This is a genomic window from Anaeromyxobacter oryzae (assembly GCF_023169945.1).
Classification (GTDB): Bacteria; Myxococcota; Myxococcia; order Myxococcales; family Anaeromyxobacteraceae; genus Anaeromyxobacter; species Anaeromyxobacter oryzae.
In genome coordinates this window covers 4,324,167-4,346,135 of sequence record NZ_AP025591.1, presented here as the reverse complement: position 1 = coordinate 4,346,135, position 21,969 = coordinate 4,324,167, and the positions used below count along the sequence as shown (strand labels likewise).

Annotated in this window: 15 protein-coding genes; 7 read left to right on the top strand and 8 right to left on the bottom strand. The window is 71.1% G+C overall.

Annotated features, from left to right (window positions below; genetic code table 11):
• Positions 1–40 precede the first annotated feature (40 nt).
• Together AMOR_RS19010 and AMOR_RS19005 are read right to left on the bottom strand one after the other, a co-directional pair.
• Positions 41–4,648 carry a translocation/assembly module TamB gene (locus AMOR_RS19010; protein ID WP_248353268.1) on the bottom strand — a complete coding sequence of 1,536 codons (4,608 nt, stop codon included), beginning with the start codon at positions 4,646–4,648 and terminating at the stop codon, positions 41–43.
• A gap of 125 nt (positions 4,649–4,773) precedes the next feature.
• Positions 4,774–6,717: a BamA/TamA family outer membrane protein gene (locus AMOR_RS19005; RefSeq protein ID WP_248353267.1), complete on the bottom strand. Its 1,944-nt coding sequence runs from the start codon at positions 6,715–6,717 to the stop codon at positions 4,774–4,776.
• 403 nt (positions 6,718–7,120) lie between these two features.
• Here AMOR_RS19005 and AMOR_RS19000 point away from each other — a divergent pair, with 403 nt between their 5' ends.
• The 4 genes from AMOR_RS19000 (at position 7,121) to AMOR_RS18985 (ending at position 10,691) form a co-directional block, all read left to right on the top strand.
• Positions 7,121–7,525 (top strand): ester cyclase, encoded by a 405-nt coding sequence (locus tag AMOR_RS19000; RefSeq protein ID WP_248353265.1) that lies wholly within the window; start codon positions 7,121–7,123, stop codon positions 7,523–7,525.
• A gap of 59 nt (positions 7,526–7,584) precedes the next feature.
• Positions 7,585–8,847: a M20 family metallopeptidase gene (locus tag AMOR_RS18995; protein WP_248353264.1), complete on the top strand. Its 1,263-nt coding sequence runs from the start codon at positions 7,585–7,587 to the stop codon at positions 8,845–8,847.
• Complete coding sequence (locus tag AMOR_RS18990; protein ID WP_248353263.1) at positions 8,844–9,515, top strand: trimeric intracellular cation channel family protein; 672 nt, start codon at positions 8,844–8,846, stop codon at positions 9,513–9,515. Before AMOR_RS18995 ends, AMOR_RS18990 begins: the two co-directional genes overlap by 4 nt.
• Positions 9,516–9,743: 228 nt before the next feature.
• Entirely contained in the window at positions 9,744–10,691 is a 948-nt protein-coding gene (locus AMOR_RS18985; RefSeq protein ID WP_248353262.1) for a DUF3500 domain-containing protein, read from the top strand.
• Positions 10,692–10,702: 11 nt separating this feature from the next.
• Here AMOR_RS18985 and metG read toward each other — a convergent pair whose 3' ends face one another.
• Complete coding sequence (gene metG, locus AMOR_RS18980; protein ID WP_248353261.1) at positions 10,703–12,298, bottom strand: methionine--tRNA ligase; 1,596 nt, start codon at positions 12,296–12,298, stop codon at positions 10,703–10,705.
• Between the two features lie 385 nt (positions 12,299–12,683).
• Between metG and AMOR_RS18975 the strand changes: the two genes are divergently transcribed.
• Together AMOR_RS18975 and AMOR_RS18970 are read left to right on the top strand one after the other, a co-directional pair.
• Positions 12,684–13,601, top strand: coding sequence for a CPBP family intramembrane glutamic endopeptidase (locus tag AMOR_RS18975; protein WP_248353260.1), 918 nt, complete (start codon positions 12,684–12,686; stop codon positions 13,599–13,601).
• Between the two features lie 27 nt (positions 13,602–13,628).
• Positions 13,629–14,582, top strand: coding sequence for a LysR family transcriptional regulator (locus AMOR_RS18970; protein ID WP_248353259.1), 954 nt, complete (start codon positions 13,629–13,631; stop codon positions 14,580–14,582).
• Positions 14,583–14,687: 105 nt separating this feature from the next.
• Here the strand turns inward: AMOR_RS18970 and AMOR_RS18965 are convergent, their stop codons facing one another.
• From AMOR_RS18965 to AMOR_RS18955, 3 genes are all read right to left on the bottom strand, one after another.
• Entirely contained in the window at positions 14,688–14,921 is a 234-nt protein-coding gene (locus tag AMOR_RS18965; RefSeq protein ID WP_248353257.1) for a hypothetical protein, read from the bottom strand.
• A 207-nt stretch (positions 14,922–15,128) separates the two neighbouring features.
• Positions 15,129–16,154, bottom strand: a complete 1,026-nt coding sequence (locus AMOR_RS18960) for a chemotaxis protein CheB (protein ID WP_248353255.1) — start codon at positions 16,152–16,154, stop codon at positions 15,129–15,131.
• 90 nt (positions 16,155–16,244) lie between these two features.
• Complete coding sequence (locus tag AMOR_RS18955) at positions 16,245–17,327, bottom strand: fatty acid desaturase family protein (RefSeq protein ID WP_248353254.1); 1,083 nt, start codon at positions 17,325–17,327, stop codon at positions 16,245–16,247.
• Positions 17,328–17,636: 309 nt separating this feature from the next.
• On the opposite strand from AMOR_RS18955, the gene AMOR_RS18950 reads away from it, so the two are divergent.
• Entirely contained in the window at positions 17,637–18,671 is a 1,035-nt protein-coding gene (locus AMOR_RS18950; protein ID WP_248353253.1) for a GAF domain-containing protein, read from the top strand.
• Between the two features lie 118 nt (positions 18,672–18,789).
• Here the strand turns inward: AMOR_RS18950 and AMOR_RS18945 are convergent, their stop codons facing one another.
• On the bottom strand, positions 18,790–19,407 hold the full coding sequence (locus AMOR_RS18945; protein ID WP_248353252.1) for a hypothetical protein: 618 nt from the start codon (positions 19,405–19,407) through the stop codon (positions 18,790–18,792).
• Between the two features lie 351 nt (positions 19,408–19,758).
• Entirely contained in the window at positions 19,759–21,963 is a 2,205-nt protein-coding gene (ptsP, locus tag AMOR_RS18940) for a phosphoenolpyruvate--protein phosphotransferase (protein ID WP_248353251.1), read from the bottom strand.
• Positions 21,964–21,969 lie beyond the last annotated feature (6 nt).

The following is a 21,969-nucleotide window of genomic DNA, read 5'->3' as shown; positions in this document are numbered from 1 at the left end:
GCGTCGACCACGCTGGCACGAGATCTCTCAGCGCGATCCTTCAATAATCCTTCCGCCAGCTCACACCGGCTCCGCCCGCGCGCGCGTCCCCGTACCTACCGTTGATGCTCCAGCGCTTCGAGAGCTGGTACTCGAGGTCCACCTCGTTGGAGTTCTCGCCGCGCATCGGGTCCGCACCGATCCGACCCTTGAACCCCACGTAGAACCGGTCGTTGACGTAGGTGCCGGCCTCGAGCTTCGAGCCCTCGACGCCGCTGTCTCCCGCCTCGATGGAGAGCACGTCGAGCGGCAGCTTGCCGGAGAGCGTCTTCTTGAGCTGCGACGCCGCGACCGAGCCCAGGAGCGACGCCGCCTCGCCGGCCGGCGATGAGGCGCCGGTCCCGTGGTGCAGGGAGGTGTGGCCGGTCGCGAGCAACGTGTAGATCTCCGTCTCGGAGAGCGGCGGGTCCGACGTCGGCTTGAGCTCCAGCTTCTCGGGCTCGCCCTGCACGTTCAGGTGCACCGTCACCTGCTCGATCTCGTTCTTGTAGGTCGCCGTGACGTTCAATGCGGGCTGCATGGGCGGCCCCGCGAACGTGACCTTCGAGTCGCGCTCCAGGTCGAAACGTCGCCCGAACACCTCGAGCCGCCCGCGGAGGACGTTCACGTCGCCGAAGATCCTGGGCTCGGTGGCGTACTCGATGCGGAAGCCCTCCGAGAACCCGATCTCCGTGTTGACGTCGTTGCCCTCGATCCAGAGGTTCCTCGGAGCGTTCACGAGCACCGTCACCTCCGTGACCGGACGTGCCGGGACAGGCGATTCGCCATCGCTCGCGGAGGAGCCCGTCCCCGCCGCCCCCGCCGTCCCCGTCGCCGCCACCACCTGCGGCGACTTCGTCTTCGAGCCGCGGATCGGCTTCCCGTCGAGCGTCAACACGACGTCAGGGGGGTCATCCAGCTTCTGCACGTCCTTCCGTTGCACGACCGGGAGCTGCACGTGCGCCTCGGGAATGTGGAGGTTCTCGATCGCGATGCGGGCGGGAGACGCCTCGCCCTCGGCAGTGCTGCGGATGGACAGGGTCGCCGCGAGCTGCCCCTGGGACATCACCGGGAGCTTGTCCACGTCGGCCTGGGCGTGGATCTTGAACGTCCCGCTGCCCGTCCGCTCGACGACGGCCGAGAGCTTGGCCGTGCCCTTTCCGCTCTTCGCGGTCAGCTCCTCGAGCTGCATGCGGCGATCGTCACCGCTCGCCACCAGGTGCATGCCCGTGAAGCTCCCGCTGCCGTGCGTGAAGACCGCGCCGTCCTTCCACTCGATCCTGCCCTTCACGGTCGGCGAAGTCATCGTCCCGCCCGCGCGGGCGTCCGCGTAGAGGAGCCCTCCCAGCCGGTCCACCGCACCGCTGAGCTTCGCGAGAAACGCCGGGTCGAAGTCCTTCGCGCTGAGCGTCGCCTCGATCGGCGCTGCGTCGAGCCGCGTCGCGCTGGGATGGGACAGGTCGAGGTGCCCGTTCGCGGTCGCGTGCAGCTCGCCCCCATTCTGCGATCGCATCAGAAGGTCCAGCGTCTCCTTCGCGCTCCCGTACTCGAAGCTCAACGCCACCCGCCCCTCGGGACCGTCGCCGGCGCCGAGCCCGTCCGCCCATACCCGGAGCAGCGCCCGCGGGTCTCGAACCGTGCCGCTCACCGCGAGCCGGCCCGCGAGCGTGCCGCGGACCTGCACCTGCGCCTGCGCCGGGTCCACGTTCGCCGGCTGCGCCGCGGCCTGGAGCTGGGACAGGGAGAGCGGGCCGACGTTGGCCTCCAGCGTGAGCGGCGCCTGCGCCAGGCGGGCTCGATCTTTCAGCTGCTTCGGCCCGATGCCGACGCGGGCCTTGGCCGTGAGCAGCGGCTTCCCGCCCTGCTCGGCCCACACGTCGGCGCGGAGATCGTCGCCGGCGTGGAGCTCGACGTTTGCGTCCACGGGCGCCCGGCCCTGGATCCCCACCCGCTTCGCGCTAAGGGACACCTCGCCGCGGGGCGCGGCGGCCGAGACCGTTGCGTGCGCCCGCGCGCTCAGCGTGCCGTCCAGCGGCTGCGTGCTCATCCCTGCCTCGGACAGGAGCTTCAGGGGGAGGTCCCGGACGTCGGCCTCGAGGGCGAACTCGGCCGCAGTGAGCGCTGCCGCGCCGGGCCGCTCGCGGAGGAGTTGCCCGAGCGTGAAGGGGGTCCTCACCTCGACGAAGCTCTTCCTCCCCTCCAGCGCCAGGTCCGCGCGCGCTCGGAGCCGACCCGCGTCCGCGCTCTCCACGGTGACGTCGACGTCGGAGGGCGGGAGCTGCTTCGCCCGGAGCCGGCGCCCCTCGAGCGCGACCCGGAGGCGGGGATCGTCCGCCGTCCCCCAGACCGAGACCCGCGCCGAGACGAGCCCGGAGACGGGCGTCTCGACGCCGAGCTCCCGGAGCGCTTCGTCCAGGCGCAGCTCGGCGAGCACGAGCTCCACCTTCACCGGGACGCGCCGCCCGCGCTCGAGCGCCTTCACCGGCACGTCGAAGCTGCCGGTCAGCCCGACGCCCTGGCCCTTCGCGGCGAGCGTTCCCTTCGCCACGTCCCCGGCGTAGCCCGCGTCGACCCGGAGCTGGAGCTCGCGGTACCGCTCGAAGCGTCCCCCCCGGAGGTCGACCTGAGCCATCACGTCCGGCTTCGAGCTCTGCCCCGTCGCGCGCACCCGGACGTTCAGCACCCCGCCGAGTCCGAGCGCCGGATCGACGAAGGCCCTCGGGAGCCTGCCGAGATCGAGGGAACGGACCTCGAGCGCGGCGTCGAGCTTCGTCCGGCGCTTCAGCACCCTGGCCGAGATGACCTGATCGCCCGACCGCAGCGTGAAAGGCGACACCGCCACGACTCCCGGGCGCGACTCGATCCGGACCGGCGCCTCGAGCTCCCAGCTCGCCTCCGGATAGCGCAGCGCCAGCGCCCGCAGCGTCCCGCCGTGTCCATCCGGTGAGAGCGAGGCCCGCCCGCCGACGCTCAGCTCCGCGTAGCCGTGCACGGCGGCGTCGAGCGTGAGCTCCTCGCCCTCGCCATCCACCGCGAGATGTACCCCCCGGAAGATCTTCCGGGGCGCGAGCGCCACCTTCCTCGCCTCGAGGCGCGCGTGCATCCCGGCCGGAGCTTTCACGTTCGGCACATGGAGATGGAGCGCCAGTCCGTCCACCCGCGTCTGCTCGTACGTGAGGACGGGGAAGCTGCCGTCCGCCTCGACCGACGGCGCCTCGGTCGATCCGCTCAAGGCGAACTCCAGCAGGCCTTGCCCCTTCGCGGAGAGGCCCGTGGGCCCGACGAGCTTGCCGATCGTCCGGCTGAACGCGTCGAGGTCGCTCACGATGAGCCTCCCGGCGAACGAGAGCCGCTCCTTCCTGCCCTGCCCTCGCGCCTCGATCCGCACGCCCGGGACGCTCACGACGAGGTCGCGGAGCTGGACCTCGCCGTCCGCGGCGCTCGCCACCACGTGCACCGGACCCATGGTCTCCTCCGCGATCGGTGAGGGAGGCACGCTGAGCTCGAGCCGGCCGACGGCGTCGTCCAGCGACGTCCCTCCCCCGGACGCGAGCAGCGTGAGACCCACGTCGGACGTGGGGCCGCGGTCGGTGAGCTCGCTCAGGTCCACGTGCCGGACCGTCAGCCTCGCGGCGCGAGCGCGTCGGGCCGCGAGGTCGAACGTCCCCTCCACGCGCGCGGACGCCGACCCCGCCTTCGCGACGAGGTGGAGCGACAGCTCGTCGCCGCTGCGCTTCGCCTCCGCCGACAGCGTCGCGGGTGCACGGAGGGGGTAGCCCGGCGCAAGGGCCCGGGCGACCTCCGGCGGGACCACGAGCGACTCGATGCGCGCCTCGACGTGGCGCTCGTCGTCCAGGTGCGCCGTGGCGACGAGCGCCGCGGCGCCGAGCTCGAGCGCGACCCGCGCGTCCTTGCGCTCTCCCGCGCCCGTCGCGTCGACGCTCAGGTGAAGGAGGGCCTCGAGGGGAGCGGCGAGCGCCGCGGTGATCTCCAGCCGCGCTCCGAGTGCTGCTCCCACCTTGTTCGCGGAGCCGAGCGCCCTGAGGTCGTCGAGGTGGACGTGGCGCGTACCGTCGGCGGAGCGCTGCACGACGTCGATGACGCCGCCCGCGATCTCGAGGTCCTCCAGCACGAATCCGAAGCTGCTCCCCTCGCCTCGCGTCTCGGGCTCGGGCCCGGGGGTCCGGGTGCGCGCGGCGATGGCGCGCTGGAGGTTGCTCCCGCCGTCGTCCTGCTCGAGGTGGAGCTCGGGCGCGTCCAGCCGAACGATGGCGACATCGATGCGCCGCCGGATGAGCGGCGCGAGCCGAAGTCGCACCTCGAGGCCGGAGACGCCCGCGACGAGGTCGCCCTCCGGATCGCGGAGCTCCACATCCCTGAGCACGAGGTGCGGCCCCGCGAGGGAGAGCGCTCCAACCGAGAGCGCGCCCTCGATGGTCGCGTTCGCCTTCTCCACGAGGAGCGCGCGAAGCCTCTCTCCTCCGGACGGCGACGCGAGGTAGGTCAGCGCCCCGGCGATGACGACGAGCACGAGGCCCACGAGCGACAGCGCGCCGATGGATAGCCGCCTCAGCCACTTGTGCCGGCGCGGGCTCCGGCTCGGAGCCCCGCTCGATCCGGACGGTGCCACGGACGACCCCCTCGTTCCGCCACCGGAGACAGGCGGGCTTCCCCATGGGTAAAGCGCGCCGGCACAAGTTGGAATCGACGGGTGGCCCTGCATGCTCGTCCGCCCACCGAGCGGTGCGTCGCAGCTCAGAACGCCTCGCCGATCGAGATGTGCAGCACGCAAGGGCCTTCCGGCGCCCCCGCGGTCGGCCCGCCGCTCCCGAGCCCGAAGCAGCTCGACCGCGTCGGGTAGCTGAGCGACGTGCCGGGCTGCTGGAACACCTGCAGGGGAGGGCCGACGTCCAGGCGGTAACCGAAGTCGACCCGGATCGGCCCGATGGGGGTTCGATAGCGGGCCCCGGCGCCCACCGCGACCAGCATGTCGTCGAGGAAGGGCGTCCTGCCGATGCGCTCGGCGGTGACGAACCCCGTGTCCACGAAGGCGGCCAGGACGAAGTTGCCGGTCACGTTGTAGCGAACCTCGAACGAGGACTCGAAGAGCCCGTTCCCGCCCACGGGCACCGTGTAGCCCTCCGTCGTGGAGCCGGACACGGGCTGCACGACCTGCGGCGCGAGCCTGCGCGTGTTGAAGCCGCGCATGTCGTTCCCGCCGGAGTACAACCGCGCGACGATGGGGCTCGAGGTGTCAATCCCGTCGAAGGGGATGAGCGTGCCCATCTTCAGCCGGGCGGCGAACGTCAGCGTGTCCTCTTCGAGGAACGAGACGTAGGCGCGGACCTCCGGGATGATCCGGAAGTACCCGAAGCTTCCGCCCAGGATCCCGCCGCCCTCCTGGAGCGACAGCGCGAGGTAGTAGCCGCGGCGAGGCTCCTGGCGGTCGTCCCGCTGATCCCATTCGACGACCTCCTCCGCGTACGAGAGCACGCAGTTGGTGGGGCATCCGAAGAGCAGCGTCGGCGCGGTGCCACCGAGCTGCGCGGTGCCGGACTCGAGGTGGTACCACTCGAGGTTGTAGGAGGGCGTGATGGAGAGGTGGTTCGTCGGCGTGTAGACCACGCCCAGCTTCGCGCGGCTGCCGTAGTAGCTGTAGGCGGGCTCGATCCCGCGCTCGATGGCGAGCCTCGTGTCGAGCTTGAGATCGCGGAAGAAGAACCTGGGCTGCTCGAGCTGCGCGCTGAGGCTCCCCACCACCCCTGACTTTGCGCCGGAGGCGCTCGATGCATAGAAGGTGGGAATCCACGCGTAGCCGGCCCTGGCATCGAGCGTCAGCTTGCGGAGGCCGCCCCGGAAGTCGCGGTCGATGTAGCCCGCGGTGGCGCCGACCTCCTGGCGCGTCTGGTCCACGGAGATGCCGCCGCCGGTGGCGAGCGTGTGGAATCGCGATTCCTGGGCGTCCACCTGCAACGGCACGGTGAGCTCTGCCGGATCGGGCTCTCCCGGCTTCACCTTCACCGCTCCGAAGACGTCCATCTTGAAGACGCGCGCCTCCGCCTCGCGCTGCGCCTTCAAGGAGTACCAGTCGCCTGGCTTGGCCTCGGCGGCGGCCTGCTCCGTGATGCGCCATGCCGGCACGCGGGAAGGCGTGTAGGGCTTCACCGACAGGGCGCCGAACCGGTATCGCGGGCCATGATCGATGCTGACCGCGACGTCAGCCGAGCGGGTGTCGAGGCCCACCTTGACCTCGCCCTGCACCGTGGCTGCCGCGTAACCCTCTTCCAGGAGCGTGCGGAGGAGCTTCTCCTTGAGCCCATTCCAGCGCTCCACGATGAAGACCTGGCCAACCTCGAGGTTCACCTCGGAGAGCAGCCGGTTCCGGTCCTCCTCCGGGAGGTCATCCACCCCCTCGATCGCGACCGAGGTGATGTGGGTCGGCTCACCCTCCTGGACGGTCGCGACCGCGTCCACTTCGCCCTTGCCGTGGGGCTTCACCCCCGCGCCGGTCACCCTGGCCTGGTAGAAGCCCTGCGCCCGGTAGAACTTCTCGATCCGGCGCAGGTCGGTGTTCCACGCATCCTCGTCGAAGTACTGCCTCCGCGAGAACGGGACCCAGCTGTTCTCGGTCGTGACGAGGTGCTTCTTGACGTCCCCCTCCTTCACCCGGCGCGCACCCTGGATCCGGACCGAGTGCACCTGGGGTGAATCCCGCCTCTCGCCGGTCGCGCAAGCCGAGACCAGAAGGACGGTCACAACGAAGCGCGTTCGTCGTCCCTCGGGCACCGCACACTCTTAGCTCAGGCGAAGCAGGACATCTGGACCACGGAGCAGCGCCAAGCGTGTCGCGCGCGCTTCTCGAACGGGTGAGCGAGCGGCCGTCGGATCAGCAGCCTGCGCAGCGAAGGTGCCATGGGCCCGGAGAGGAGCGCCGGTGGAGAGCCGGACTGCTGCCCCTGTCCGGGCGACCCTTCATTTCGCCATGCAGTCGCGCGCGGCGCGAGCGTAGAAGGAACCGACCCGAAGTACCGGGACCCCAGCGGGCACGCGGGGCTTCACGTCGGGGGAGGGTCTCATGAGCGGCGAAGACAATCTTCAGCGGATGAAGACGCTCGATGACGCCTGGAACTCCCAGAACTGGGAGGTCTTCAGGAAGCGCCACTCGGCGGACACCGCCGTCTACTGGCCGGGGCAGCCGGAACCGACCCGCGGTCGCGATGCGCACCAGGTGGAGTCCGAGGCCTTCTTCAAGTCGATCGAGAACCACCTCGACAACGACCCGTACAAGGTCATGATCGCCTCGGGCGACTGGACCTGCACGATCGCGAACTGGACGGGCAGGATGATCGGGCCGTGGAAGGGTCTGGACGGAAAGGTGCATCCGGCGACCAACAAGCGGTTCCAGCTGGAGTTCTGCACCGTCGCCCGCTGGAAGGACGGCGAGATCGTCGAGGAGAAGCTGTTCTACGATCACGTCGGCTTCCTCAGGCAGATCGGCGTGCTGTAGGGGCCCGCGGGCGACGCGGCGGCCAGACGTGTCGGCTCCCTGAGCGAAGGGAGGAGCACATGGCGCATGCGCTCGGAGTGAACGACTTGCTCACTCCGCTCGACGGTCTGATCCCAGATCTGGAGCGGCTCTACACCGATCTCCACGCGCACCCCGAGCTCTCGATGCAGGAGACCCGGACGGCGGGCATCGCGGCGGGGCGGCTTCGCGCGGCCGGCTACGAGGTGACGCCGGGCATCGGGAAGACCGGCGTGGTCGGTCTGCTCCGCAACGGCGACGGCCCCACCGTCATGCTGCGCGCCGACATGGACGCGCTGCCCGTCAAGGAGCTGACGGGACTGCCCTACGCCAGCACGGCCACGTCCACCGACCGCGACGGCGACGCCGTCCCGGTGATGCACGCCTGCGGTCACGACATGCACGTGGCCTGGCTGGCGGGCGCGGCGGCGCTGTTCGGCCAGTCCCGCGGCGCGTGGCGAGGGACGCTGCTCGCCGTATTCCAGCCGGCGGAGGAGATCGCCGCCGGCGCCCAGGCGATGATCGACGACGGGCTCTTCATCCGGTTCCCGAAGCCCGACGTCGTCCTCGGGCAGCATGTCATGGTCGGCGCCGCAGGCGTCCTCGGCTGGCGCGCCGGCGTCATGACCTCCGCTGGGGACAGCCTCCAGATCCGGCTCTTCGGCCGGGGGGCCCACGGCTCGATGCCTCAGGCGAGCATCGATCCCGTGGTGATGGCGGCCGCGACTGTGCTCCGTCTCCAGACCATCGTCTCCCGCGAGCTCGCCGCGACCGAGGCCGCCGTCGTGACGGTGGGCGCGCTGCAGGCCGGCACGAAGGAGAACGTCATCCCCGACGAGGCCCTCCTCAAGCTGAACGTCCGCACCTTCGACGAGGGCGTCCGCGCTCGCGTGCTCGCCGCCATCGCGCGGATCGTGAACGCGGAGGCCGCGGCGTCCGGGGCGCCTCGTCTGCCGGAGATCACGCCGCTCGACCGCTACGGATCCGTCCGGAACGACCCCGAGGCGACCCGCCGCGTGGTCGCGTCGTTCGGCCGGAGCTTCCCGTCCGAGTGCGTCCAGGAGGTGGAGCCGACGTCGGCGAGCGAGGACTTCGGGTGCTTCGGCGCCGAGTGGCACGTGCCCTCGGTGTTCTGGTTCGTGGGTGGCACTGATCCGGAGGCGTACCGACAGGCCCGGGCCGCCGGCCGGATGGGCGACCTCCCGACCAATCACAACCCTCGCTTCGCGCCGGTCGTGCATCCAACCCTGCGCACGGGCGTGGCGGCGGCAGTGGCCGCGGCGATGGCCTGGCTTTCGCCGTGACCATCACCCGCTTCGCCGTCGATCTGGGCGTGCTCCCGATGGCGCTCGACCTCGGCGGCACGTTCGTGTTCGCGATCAGCGGTGCGGCGGCCGCCGCCAAGCACCGGCTCGACGTCTTCGGAGCCCTGGTGCTGGCGCTGGTGGCAGCGAGCTCGGGCGGGATCGTTCGCGACGTGCTCATCGGCGCCGTGCCGCCGGCTGCCCTCGACGACTGGCGGTTCGTCGCGGTCTCGCTCCTCGCCGGCGCCGTGACGCTCCGCTGGCACTCGGTCGTGGAGCGCCTGCGGAACCCCGTGCAGCTCTTCGACGCGGCCGGCCTGGCCCTCTTCGCGGTCTCCGGCGCGCACAAAGCGCTCGCCTTCCACCTCGGCCCGCTTCCCGCCGCGCTGCTCGGCATGGTGAGTGGAATCGGGGGCGGTATCGTCCGCGACCTGCTGGTGCTGGAGGTCCCCGCCGTGCTCAACGCCGAGATCTACGCCGTCGCCGCCCTGGCCGGCGCGACCGTGGTGGTGATCGGAAACGGGCTCGAGCTTCCGTCTTCCCTGGCCACGACGGCCGGCGCGCTCCTCTGCTTCGGGCTGCGCTTCCTCGCCCTCCGGCGCGGCTGGCGGCTGCCCGTCGTCGGCGAGCCCAGGCCATCGGCCGACGGCCGTCCGGACCGAGAGTAGTTGCCCGCCCGGGCCGCCCGGACCGAGAGTAGTTTGCCGCACCAGCAACACGCGCCCGTCGAAAGACCCGAACCTCGCTGGAGACGTGACGAGAGAACCGGTCCTCTGCGCAGCCCATGGCGCGGACTGACGGCTCACGCCCGGTGGAGGAGCAGGGCGGTGCCCGGAGCACCGGAGCGATGCCGGCGGGAGGCTGCGCAAGCGCCGCAGGGTGGCTACATCCCACCCATGCGCGACGAGGCCGTCGCCTTCCTCCGCAGCCTGACGCCCGAGCAGCGGCGCCGGGCGACCTTTCCCATCGACGGCCCCGAGCGACTCGACTGGCACTACGTCCCGCGAGAGCGCCCCGGTCTACCGCTCGGGGAAATGGATGACGATCAGCGCGCCGCCGCTCACGCGCTCCTGCGCTCGGCGCTCAGCGACGCCGGCTACCGCAAGGCCACCGACATCATGCGCCTCGAGGAAGTCCTCCGCGCGATGGAGAGGGTGCGTCGGTCCCGCCGCGACCCGGACAACTATGCATGGAGCATCTTCGGCGACCCGGAGGCGGAGTCGGCCTGGGGCTGGCGGGTCGAAGGGCATCATCTTTCGCTCAACTTCACGTTCGCAGACCATTCGGTCCTGGCCGTCACGCCCGCCTTCATGGGGGCGAACCCCGCCAAGATTCCGTCGGGCCCGCTCGCGAGCCTTCGCGTTCTGGGCACGCAAGAGGACATCGCGCGCGAGGTGGTTCGCAGCCTGGCGGGAGCTCAGCGGGAGCGGACCATCATCGCCGCGCGGTCGCTGGGCGACATCGTGAGCGGTCCTGGTCGCGCCGACATGCTCAGAAGCCCGGCTGGCCTGCCGATCGGCGACATGGGAGCGGCGCAGCGTGCCGTGGCGGAGCGGCTGATCGAGGAGTTCGTCGCCAACCTCCGGACCGAGCTCGCCGAGGCGCAGCGGGATCGCATCCGGGAGGCGGGCCTCGGCGCAATCCACTTCGCCTGGGCCGGCCCCGTCGAACCGGGTCACGCGCACTACTTCAGGCTGCACGGACCGCGGCTCCTGGTGGAGCACGACAACACGCAGAACGACGCGAACCACGTCCATTCCGTCTGGAGGGATCCGGGGCGAGATTTCGCCCTCGACGTCCTCGGCGAGCACTATCGCGCCGGCCCCCACGCGGTCGCTCGCTGAGTCAGCGCAGCTCATGCCCGTCCCCTCGGGGCGGCGCGCGTCCCGGAATCCCTGCTCCAGTCTCTGCCCCCGATTCGCCCGAACAACGGCGCTCCGCGCGTGAGCGGGGCCCCGGTCGGCAGCACGTTCCAGCCGACCCCGCCCTCGAGCGGCGGCGCCCGGAGGCGCGTCCGGAGGTCGTCGGACGCCCCTGGCAGGAACGGCGCCAGCTCACGCGCGATCACGTGCAGCGCCTCGAGCGCCGTCCGCAGCGTTGCGGCGGCGCGACCTTGCCGTCCCTCCCGGACGTCCTCCCACGGCGCGGCGGTCGTCACGTACCGGTTCGTCGCGTCCACGAGCCGGAAGACGCCCGCCAGCGCCTCGTCCAGGGACAGCCGGTCGACGGCCGCGTCCACCTCGGAAGGCAGCGCCAACGCCGAGTCTCGAAGCTCCTGGTCCGCCGCGAGGGCGACGCCGGGTTCGGGGACGCGCCCGTCCGTCACCTTCTCCGCGAGCGCCAGGATTCGGCTCGCCAGGTTCCCGAGCCCGTTCGCGAGCTCCGCGTCGTGGGCCTGTTGGAAGCGCCTGAGGCTGAAGTCGCCGTCCCGTGCCGTCCGGATGTGGCGGAGCAGGAAGTAGCGTACCGCATCCGCGCCGTACTGCACGATGAGCGGGGTCGGATCGATCGACCGCCCGGACTTGCTGATCTTCTCACCGTCGATCGTGACGTATCCGTGCACGAGCAGGTCCGTCGGCCACGGGAGCCCCGCCGACGCCAGGAACGCGGGCCAGTACACCGCGTGGAACCGCGCGATCCCCTTCCCGATGACGTGTACGCGCTCGCCCTCACCGCACCAGTAGGTATCGAGGCGGCTTCGGTCCCTGCCTCCGTATCCCAGCCCCGCGATGTAGCCGCAGAGGGCGTCGAACCAGACCCAGATCACCTGTGACGCGTCGCCCGGAACGGGGAGGCCCCATCCCCTCGCGCGCGCGGCTGATCTCGACACGGAGATGTCGCGCACGGGACCACGCAGGAACGCCAGGGTCTCCTCGCGCGCCCCGTCGTGGACCACGCGAAGCCTCCCGCTCTCGATCGCCTCGCGCACCACGTCGGCATACCGCGAGAGCCGGAAGAACCAGTTCGTCTCCTCGACGATCTCGAGCGGGGCGTCGTGCTCGGGGCAGCGCCCGTCGTTCAGCTCCTCCGGTTCGTAGAACCGCTCGCACCCGACGCAGTACCGCCCGTGGTACGGCTTCCGGTAGAGGTCGCCGCGGTGGGCGCACGTCTCCCACAGCGCGCGGACGGCGGGAGCGTGCGCGGGGTTTGCGCTCGTGCGCTGGAAGTCGTCCGCCGAGATGCCGAGCGCGTCGCTCAGCGCCTCGAACGCCGCGGCGTGGTCCGCCACCCACGCCGAGGTCGGCACACCGGCGCGTTCGGCGGCGAGCACGTTCTTGAGGCTGTGATCGTCGGTTCCGGTCACGAAGCGAACGCGGCGCCCCCGGATCCGGCGGTGTCGCGCGAACGCGTCCGCGACGCAGAGCTCGAGCGCGTGGCCGAGGTGAGGGTTCGCGTTCACGTACGGGATGGACGTGGTGACGTAAGACGTTTTCTGCGCGGCGAGAGGCATGGTCGGCTCCTTCGGGTGAAGGGCCGCCCCCCGCGGAAGCCGTAAGACGACGGCCGCCCAGAGGGCGGCCGGTTGGCTCGACACGTTGGCGTCGGTTACGGGATCAGACGCGCACGACGAGCGGCACGGCAGCCCCTGCAATCAGGGCGCGCATCATCGCCATTCGCGTCTGGGACCCAGCGTGGATCACGTCGAAGAAGATGGCAGCCGCCGATCCGTGCGTCAAGCCGAACCACGCCGCCGGCAGCCGCGGCGCACCCCCCTGCGACCCCGGGCACCACCGCGGCCACCGCGTCGACGGGGAGCTCCCCGACCCCCGACGTCGACCGCGCGTGCGAACTTCCGTGCGGCGAAATAGCTGCGCACCCCGCCCGTAGGTGACTGGATGCCACCGGTGCCTCCCTGGCTGGGCCGAGCGCTGTCACCGCGCTTCTGGCCCTGGCGCCTCGCCATCGCGGTCCTCGCGCCACGGCTCCCGATCATCGTCATCGATCGCGCCGTCCGCCTGCCGGGAGGCGAGTTCCAGCGGCTCATCGAGACGCGGCTCCTCTCGGCGCTGGTGAGCTTGCTCGTGCTCGTCGCCGTGGTGCGGCTCCTGGAGGGGCGCACGCTCGCGCAGACGGGGCTGTTCTCCCGCGCGGCATGGGGCCGAAGGGTCGCCGAGGGGCTCGCGCTCGGCGCGAGTCCCGTGCTCGCCTACGGGGCGGGGCTCGCGGGCGCTGGGCTCGCCGCGTTCTCATGGCCAGGCGAGGCGACCCTGGCCGAGGCCGCCGGGCTGGCGGCGGTCATCCTGGTGGCAGCCGTGGACGAGGAGATCCGATTCCGGGGCCTCGCCTTCCGGATCCTCGAGGAGGGTACGGGCAGCTCGGTCGCCCTGATCGTGAGCGGCGCGCTCTTCGGCGCCGCCCACGCCGGAAACCGCGGCGCGACGCCGCTCGGAGTGGTGGTGGTCGCGATCGGCGGCGTGCTCCTGGCGGCCTGCTACCTCCTCCACCGCTCCCTGTGGATCCCGATCGGCTTCCACTTTGCGTGGAACACCACGATGGGCGCAGTGCTCGGGCTGCCCATCTCGGGGATTCCGATCCCGGCCCTGCTGAGGGCCGACGTGACCGGCCCCGGGCTCTGGACGGGTGGACGCTTCGGCCCGGAGGCGAGCCTGCCGATGGCCATCTTCGTCGTCCTGGCCTCGGCGACGTACGTCTGGCGCGCGGCTGCCGCGGGACGGTTCGCGCGCGGCACGTGGCTGCGAGAACTCCGGGGCCCCGTCTCTCCGGGGCCGGCTTGTCCGGGGAGCGGCCGCTAGGCTAGGCCAGTAAAGGTGTCGTGGCTCATGGCGACCGTCCGACAGAAGCCGCAACGCAGCGCCGCGCCCGCGCCCGCGCCCGCGCAGGAACGCTACGGCCATCTCGACTGGGGTCACCTGCGCTTCTTCCTCGAGCTGGTCCGGACCGGCAGCCACGGCCGCGCCGCCAAGCGGATGGGCGTCGATCGCAACACCGTGGCGCGCCGCGTGGCGGCGCTGGAGGCGGAGCTGGGGGTGGCCCTCTTCGAGCGCGGGCCGCAAGGCTGGAGCCAGACGCTGGAGGGCCAGGAACTGGCTGAGCTGGCGAGCCGGGTGGAGGAGCACGTGATGGCCCTGGCCCGCCACGTGGACGCGCGGGACCCGACGCTGCGCGGGATGGCGCGCCTCACGACCGTGCCGCACCTGGCCACTCACCTGCTGCCGCCCGCGCTCCCGGCGCTGCGCCAGCGCCACCCCGAGCTGGTGCTGGAGGTGGTCGCCGACGCGCGGGCCTTCGACCTGTCCCGCCGCGAGGCCGACCTGGCGATGCGCCTGGGCCGCCCCCACGACTCGGGGCTGGTGGCGCGACGGCTCTCCCAGCTGGCCCACGGCTTCTACGCGGCCGCCGCCACGGCGGCCGGGGACCGTGGCGCGGTGGACTTTCGCGCCGACATCTTCCTGGGCGGCGAGGGCGGCGCCAGCGAGCCGCAGGAGCGCTGGCTTCAAGAGCTGGCGCCTGAGCGGCGGGTGGTCTACCGCTGCAACAGCACCACCTCGCTGCTGGAGGTGGCGCGGCAGGGGCTCGGCGTGGTCCTGCTTCCCTGCTACATCGGCGACGCGGATCCGGCGTTGCGGCGGCTGGACGGGCCGGAGCCGGCTTTGCACGAGATCTGGCTGCTGGTGCACGGCGACCTCCGGCGCACCCCGCGGGTCCGGGCGGTCATGGACTGGCTGGACGAGCTCGTCGCGCGCGCCCGGCCGGCACTGCTCGGGCAGCGCTGAGGCGGGCGCGCGACCCGGGACGTGCCGCGTCATTGCCGAGCCGGTCGAGGGCCGCGCGAGTGAGGAGCGGCTCGCCGAAGAGCGCTCGCGGCGCCGGTGCTCGCGTCACCGGATGGCGAGGAAGAAGGCGACCATCGTCGCTACCCAGCCGAGGAGAAGGACGGGGCCGAGGGCGAACACATGCGGCACGGCCGTGCATGTCGCTACGCTCGAGCAAGTCAGCTTCCGGCGTCCGAGAAGCTGGCACTGCAGACAGGACAGGGCGGTGGGAGCAACGAGGGGGCGTTCACCAGCGATCGGCAGTGAAACCGGGACGGCGACAGCGATGGCCTTGCCCATGACAGATCTTCCACCGCGCGGTTGGGGTGGACGTTCGAGGAAGCCGGTGCGCACCTGAATGTCGATCAAGCGGGCGCGCGCGGGCGACCGGGCGGCAAGAGGGTGAACTTGTGTTAGCGCGGTGCTGGTGTTCGCGCTCACCCGTCCCGGCTGCGCCCCAAGGTGGTCGCAGCGGACGTCCCGACCGCCGCGTGCCGGGTGACCAGCTCACTCCAGGTCGCCCGGCCTGGAGCTCCGGATGCCGGTCCCGAGGACCAGGTCGCGGATCCGGGTGACATCATCGTCCACCGCACGGGCGTCCTTCTCGTGAACCTCGGCCTCCTCGAGCAGGTTCTGCTTTCTCAGACGCTCTGCGAGCAGGCGGGAAAACGTGACCCGCTCTTCCATGATCCGGATGGCCGTCCAAAGAGCGCTCTCCGTGTTGCGACGCTGCTCCGCTGCGAAGATCTCCCCCGTGAACGAGTGTCCGACATGGCAGCGCACCTTGAGCGGCTCCCCGTCGCCGATCTGCCAGATGGCGCCGTTGCAGTCGGGACAGGTGAAGGTCGTTCGTTCGCCGATCCGTTCGACGTTCTCCAGGAACTCCTTCGTGTTCATGACCTGGTCCGCGATGTTCGCCTCGATCTCGAGGGACGTTGTCGTCGGAAAGTCCTCCTGGGGGAGCGGTGGCTCCGCGACCAACCGCATCAGGAGGGCGCCGGCGTCCGCGATGGGAACCGTGTGATCGACGGTCATGTACCGGAGCGCGGTCATCGGCATGCTCGGGTACTCGGCCTCTGCGGGATCCTGCACGACCGTGATCCCGCCCCTCTTCTTGATCGTCTGCAGCCCGACCGTCCCGTCGTCGAGATATCCCGTCAGGACCATCCCGATGACCCGCGAGCCGTGCGCCCGAGCAGCGGACCGGAAGAGCGCGTCGATGGAGGGCCGAAACCGGTTCTCTTGCGGACCGCGCGAGACGCGGACACGGTCGCCCTTCAACAGAAGGTGATGATCGGGAGCGGCAACGTACACGTGGCCCGCGAGGATGGCCTCGTCGTCGGCGGGGCTGCGAACAGGAAGATCGGTGATGTCGCCCAGGAGCTTCGGCAGGTAGCTCTTCTTGTCAGCCGCGAGATGCTGGACGACGAAGATCGCCGCACGAATGTCTTCCGGAAGCTCGCCCAGGACGGCGCTGAGGGCCTTGAGGCCGCCCGCCGAGGCCCCGATGACGACGATGTCGTGGCCGGTCAACGTGTCCTCCACCGCCCGTGTGTCGAACGGGTGGGTTGCTCAAATCTGCGCACTCGATCACCGCGCCCGTGCCCATCGCGACGCCGCAGGTCACGCCGCGCCGGCGAACGCCGCGGTAGCGCTCGGTCGCCGCGCAGGCCGGCCCGGGATCGCGAACCGGACGAGCCGGCGCATGGCGCTCGCGAACTGCGACGCCAGCGAGCCGGTCGCGTAAGGGATGCCATGGCGCTCGCAGATCGCGCGTACGCGCGGCGCCATCGCGGGATAGCGCCAGGCGGGGATGTTGGGGAAGAGGTGGTGCTCGATCTGGAACCCGAGGTGGCCGCTGAGGATGTGTCCGAGCTGCCCGGTCTCGAAGTTGCTGCTGCCCGACACCTGCCGGACGTACCACCCGGCCCGGTCCTCGCCCGCGACGTCCTCCTCGCGGAAGGTGGCCGTCCGCTCCGTGAGGTGGCCGCAGTAGATGACCGCGTACGCCCAGCCGTTCCGGAGCGCGTTCGCGAGCACGTTCCCCGCGAGGACCTTCACTGCGAGCGGACCGGCGAGCGCGGGGTAGAAGACGTACTCGACGAACCCCTTCCGCGCGGCCTTTCGCGCGAAGGCCCAGACATCGCGGACCACCTCGCGACGGGGACGTCGCTTTCCGCCCTCGCTCGGCTGCGGGCCGAGCGCGTCGAGGAGGCCGAGGTCGTAGGCGCCGATGGAGTACTCGAAGAAGAGTCCGCTGAGCGGGCTGACCAGCGGCTGGAGCAGGTGGATCGGCTTCCAGGGCACCTCGTCGGAGAAGCGGAACGCGTTGTACCCGAAGTCGCGATCCCGCCCGATGACGTTCGTGAAGACGTGGTGGGTCGCGTTGTGCGCCCGCTTCCAGCTCTTCGCGGTGCCGACCATGTCCCACTCGTAGGTCGCGGAGCTGAGCGATGGATCGCGCATGAAGTCATACTGACCGTGCAGCACGTTGTGCCCGATCTCCATGTTCTCGAGCACCTTGTAGGTGCCGAGAGCGACCACGCCCGCACCCCAGCTGATCGGCTCGAGGCTGAAGTGCAGGAGCAGGCGTCCCGCGATGCGGGAGATCCGCGCCACCGATCTGATCGTCCGGATGTACTCGGCGTCACGGGCGCCGACCTTCGCCGCGTACTCCTGCCGAAGGGCGTCCAGCTCGGTCCGCAACGATCGTGATTGCTCCGCTGTCAGGTTCACCCGTTCCCCCCGCCTCTCCGGCTGCGCCGCCGTCCGTTCGACCACGCTGCTCGATATGTGCCGCCGGTGTCATGAGCCGGTCACGAGACGTCCCGCCACCTCGAGAGGGCGAGCGCTCAGGGGACGTCGGGCGTGGGAGCGCTCGGGAGGGGGACGCGTGCCGAGCCCACGGATGCCCCGGCGTCCACGGGCAGCGAGGCTTCCCCGCCGCTATGCTTTCAAACGAGGTCGCCCCTCTCCCGCATCTCGCTCGCGCCGTGGCGGCTCCAGGAGCCCCACATGGCCAGCCCTCACGGTTCGTTCCGCTTCGCGCGGTCGAGCCTGAACGACCCACCGGACGAGACACCGCGCGGCGATCCAGCGGCTCTCACGCCGGACCACCTCGCGCGCCTGCTCGACCTCTCCCGCGCCCTGTCCGGCGCGTTCGGCCTCGCGGACGTCGCGATCGTCGCCGCGGAGCGTGGGCGCGTCCTCACCGGCGCGTCCGCCACGCAGATTGTGGAGGTGCGCGAAGCCGACCGGCTCGCGGTCATCGCGGAGGACACCGGGCGTGCGCCCCCTTCCGCCCCGAGATCCGGCACCTTCGTCCGCGCCGGTGGTCCGGAGCACGACGTGGCGCGCAGTGGCGAGCCCGCCTGGCTCCGGTCGCGCGCGGAGGCCTCCGAGCGCTGCCCGAACCTGGCGCTCGAGGCGCTCACCGGCGGACCGGACGGCGCCGCCTGGGCAGTGCTTCCCCTGGTAGCGGACGACGAGGTGAACGGGGTCCTCACGCTGGTGTTCGACGAGGTGCAGGGGTTCGACGGCCCCACTCGCGCATTTCTCTGCGAGGTCGCTGCCGCGTGCGGGAGCGCGCTCGCGCGCGGGAGCCTCTTCACCCGCGAGCGCAGCCGCGCGAACGCCTCCGAGGAGGCGCGCGCGGCGGGCGAGGTCCGGGAGCGCCTCACAGCACGGCAGATCGCCGATCGCACCCGCCTCTACGAGCGAGAGCGGTTCGCGCGCGCACGCGCCGAGGCGGAGACGATCGTCGCGGTGCGGGCGGCGAACGAGCTGGAGCGAGACGCCACCGCGGCGCGGGACCCCGCGCTCCGGGCGACCAGCGCGCACCCTCTCGATGCCTTCGTGGTGCAGTACGAAGAGACCGGGGTGGACGGCCCGGTCGCCGGCCTCCTCGGGGTCTTCTCTTCGGAGGCGACGGCGCGCGACGCGCTGCGGGAGCTCGACCGCTCGCGGTCGCTCGCCTTCCACGCGTCGATCACCGCGTGGACCCTCGACGTGCCGGGACCGCGGACACGGGTCGAGATCGATCTGAGCTGACGCTCGCGACCTCCGACCCCCGATCTCAAGCTCCGCCGTAGCTCCCCTGCGCTGGCCGCGTCGTCGGCCTCTGCGCCCGCAACGGCCGGCCGTGAGCACGCGCCCACGGCCATCCACCCTACTTGCCGCTTCCCGTCCCCGTCTGTTCGCTGCTGCCGCTAGCCTCCAGCCGACGCTGGGACTCCTCCCACTGCTGCCGCGCCGTGGTCGCCTGGACCTCGCGGGACTTGGCGTTCTGCGTTGCCGCGGCGAACTCCCCCTGCGCGTCATTCACCGCTGTCTGGAAGCGGCCGGCGTCGTACTTCGTCGCAGCTGGGTTCTGGGCCTGCTCGAGTGCCTGCAGCTTGGACCACTCGACGCGCGCCTCGGCAACCTTGACCTGTCGCTCGGCTGCCTCCACCTCCGCCTTGCGCTGGTCAATATGCTTACTGGCGTACTCGGCGTGGAGATCGGCGACCTGCTTGTGTACCCTCGCCTGCTCCTGAAGCTGACGCGCCTTCTCCAGCTCATCCGGCGCACGGCTCTCGTTCGCCAGTTTCTGCTGGGCATCGGCTACTTTCTGGTCAGCCGCGGCCGCCTGCTGATCAGCCTTCGCAGCGCCCTCCTCGTTCTGGGCCTGCTGCAGCCTCAGCCTCGTGCGTGAAAGAGAATCATTCGCGACGCCCAGAGCCAGCCGAGCTTGATGTACGAGCGCTTCCTGCTCCGGCCCGAGCCTGCCGACGTCTGCTTCGGACACGGTCGATGACTTTGCTTCACTCTGCGCCCCCCCATGCATGCAGCTCATGACGGCCGCGAATGCGAGGGGGATGATTCGCCGCGACCGCGAGCTCGGACACGCCGAGCGACTTCCCTTGATCGTCATTGGCGGATCCTCCCACAGGAACATCCGTCGCCCCAGGCGCGCGGGCACCTCCCAGCGTGAAGAGGTCTGCTGCGAGGATGCACCCCTTGCCGGGCACGTCGCGCGTGTGGACCTCGCCGCGGTTCGCCGTGACGGCTCTCCGGGTCGTCGCCACGCCCCGACCGAGAGTTGTCTGCTCCGCTTCGTGCGCAGAACGCCTCCCAGCGCCCAGGGGAGGCGTTCCGATCAGGCGAGCTGGGCGTCGCGAAGTGCGGCCGCGACGGAGCGCGCGTCCGAGAGCGCGAGTATCGCCCCCATCGCGCGGCGCATCGGCTCGAGACGCGCGCCAGCGAGCGCCTGCTTCAGCTCGGGGATGGCGGTGGGGACGACGCTGAGCGAGTCGACGCCGAGCGCCATCAGCGCCAGGGCCACATCGGGGCGTACCGCGATCTCGCCACAGACGCCCACGCGCTTTCCCGCGGCCCGAGCGGCGGCGGCCACGCGAGCCACCATGCGCAGAATCGCCGGGTGGTACGGATCGCTGAAGGCAGCCATCCGCGAGTCCTCGCGGTCGACGACCAGCGCGTACTGCATCAAGTCGTTCGTGCCGATGGACAGGAAGTCCGCCTCCCTCGAGAGGTCGACCGCGAGCTCGACGGCCGCCGGCACCTCGATCATCACCCCGATCTCGGGCGCCCTCTGGGCCCGCGGCTCGTCGAGGTCGGCGATCGCCTGGCCGATGAGGGTTCTCAGGCGGCGGAGCTCTTCGATCGACGTGACCATCGGAATCAGGATGCGAAGGGGGCGATCTGCGGCGGCCAGGGCGAGCGCCTGCACCTGATCTCGCAGCACGTCGGGGTGATCGAAGAGGACGCGAATCGAGCGATACCCGTGGAACGCGCCGCGTGCCGTTGCGACGTGCCCTCCAGCCACGAACTTGTCACCGCCCAGGTCGAGAAGGCGGAAGTGAATGGGTCCGGCGGGAAACACCTCGTAGGCCTTGCCGTAGATCCTCACCTGCTCGGCTCGCGTCGGGAACGAGTCACGGACGATGAAGGGGAACTCGGTGCGATACAGCCCGATGCCCTCGGCGCCGTTCTCACGGGCGATGGTCAGATCCGAGGCGACGCCGACGTTCGCGTGCAACGTCACACGCTCACCGTCCGCGGTGCGGGCGAGGACGTCGCGGAACCTCGAATGCTCGGTCCGCGCGCGCTCGGCGCGCCGACGCTCCTCCTCGTAGCGGGTCAGCGTGTCTTCGCTGGGGCGCACGACGACCGCGCCGCTCGTGCCGTCGACGACGAGCCGGTCGCCGGGCCGCACCGACTCGAGCATGTCTGCGATCCCCGTGACCACCGGGATGGCCATCGCTCGCGCCAGGAGGACGCCGTGCGACGTCGCGCCGCCGCTCTCGGTCACCAGCGCCTGCGCGCCTTCGGTCTTCAGCTCGACCACCAACGACGGGGGGATGCGGCTCGTCAGGACGATGCCCGCGCCGAAGCGTGCGCGGCTGCCCCCACCGAGGACGTGGTCGAGCAACCGGCTGCGCAGATCATCGACGTCGTCGATCCTCTCGCGGATGTAGGCGTCCGGGACGAGCCTCAGCCGTGACTCGAATTCCTCGAGAGCCACGTCGATGGCGAGAGGTGCGCTCAACCCGCGTGCGATCTGCTGATCGATGTGCTCCAGGAGCGTCGGGTCGTTGAGGAGCATCAGATGCGACGCGAAGATGAGGGCGTGCTCCTCGTCGATCTCGCGCGCCGCAGCAACCTGGATCCTCGAGACGTCATTGTGCGTCTTCTCGATCGCGGTTCGCACGCGCGCGCGCTCCGCGGCGGCTTCTCCCGCGGGCAAGTCACGCGCGGAGAGATCGAGTCGGTAAGCGCCGCGAAACACCGCGGGTCCCATCGCGATGCCGGGCGACGCGCCGACGCCACGAAGGATCCGCTCCCCGCCCTCCGTCCCCGCGGATGACGGTCGCGGTGCGGCCCGGGGTGCGGGTCGCTCGCCTCGATCGAGGGCACCGATGATCCGCGCGTTCTCGACGATCCCGACGAGCTGCGCGCATGTCGTCGCGAGCGTCCCGATGTCCTCCACCGAGAAGGCGCGCCGGATGGTGCTCTGCAGCACGAGCGCGCCCACCACGCGATCACGGAGGATCATGGGGGACGCAACGAGCGACGCCGTCTCTCCGCGGGTGGTGGCGACGCGTCGCTCGGCGATCACCTGAGCGGCGATGGACTCTGCCTCGGCGCCCGGGGGTTGGCTCCGCCCGGACGGATGGAAGCCATCGGCGGCGCCTCGCACGAGGTCCCCATGCTCGTCGAGCAGGAACACGAAGCAGCCTTCGACGCGCAGCCGTTCGGCGATGACGCGCGTCGCGGCCTCGAGGATTCGATCCAGCGAGTGCGCCTGCTCCACGACGTGAAGCAGGTCCATGGTGAGGTTCACGGTAGG

Bases quoted from the DNA above. Each gene is read 5' to 3' on its own strand.
- AMOR_RS18970 (WP_248353259.1), top strand. From the start codon at position 13,629: ATGGCGACCGTCCGACAGAAGCCGCAACGCAGCGCCGCGCCCGCGCCC.
- AMOR_RS18995 (WP_248353264.1), top strand. From the start codon at position 7,585: ATGGCGCATGCGCTCGGAGTGAACGACTTGCTCACTCCGCTCGACGGT.
- AMOR_RS19000 (WP_248353265.1), top strand. From the start codon at position 7,121: ATGAAGACGCTCGATGACGCCTGGAACTCCCAGAACTGGGAGGTCTTC.
- AMOR_RS18965 (WP_248353257.1), bottom strand. From the start codon at position 14,921: ATGGGCAAGGCCATCGCTGTCGCCGTCCCGGTTTCACTGCCGATCGCT.
- AMOR_RS18975 (WP_248353260.1), top strand. From the start codon at position 12,684: ATGCCACCGGTGCCTCCCTGGCTGGGCCGAGCGCTGTCACCGCGCTTC.
- AMOR_RS18950 (WP_248353253.1), top strand. From the start codon at position 17,637: ATGGCCAGCCCTCACGGTTCGTTCCGCTTCGCGCGGTCGAGCCTGAAC.
- metG (WP_248353261.1), bottom strand. From the start codon at position 12,298: ATGCCTCTCGCCGCGCAGAAAACGTCTTACGTCACCACGTCCATCCCG.
- AMOR_RS18985 (WP_248353262.1), top strand. From the start codon at position 9,744: ATGCGCGACGAGGCCGTCGCCTTCCTCCGCAGCCTGACGCCCGAGCAG.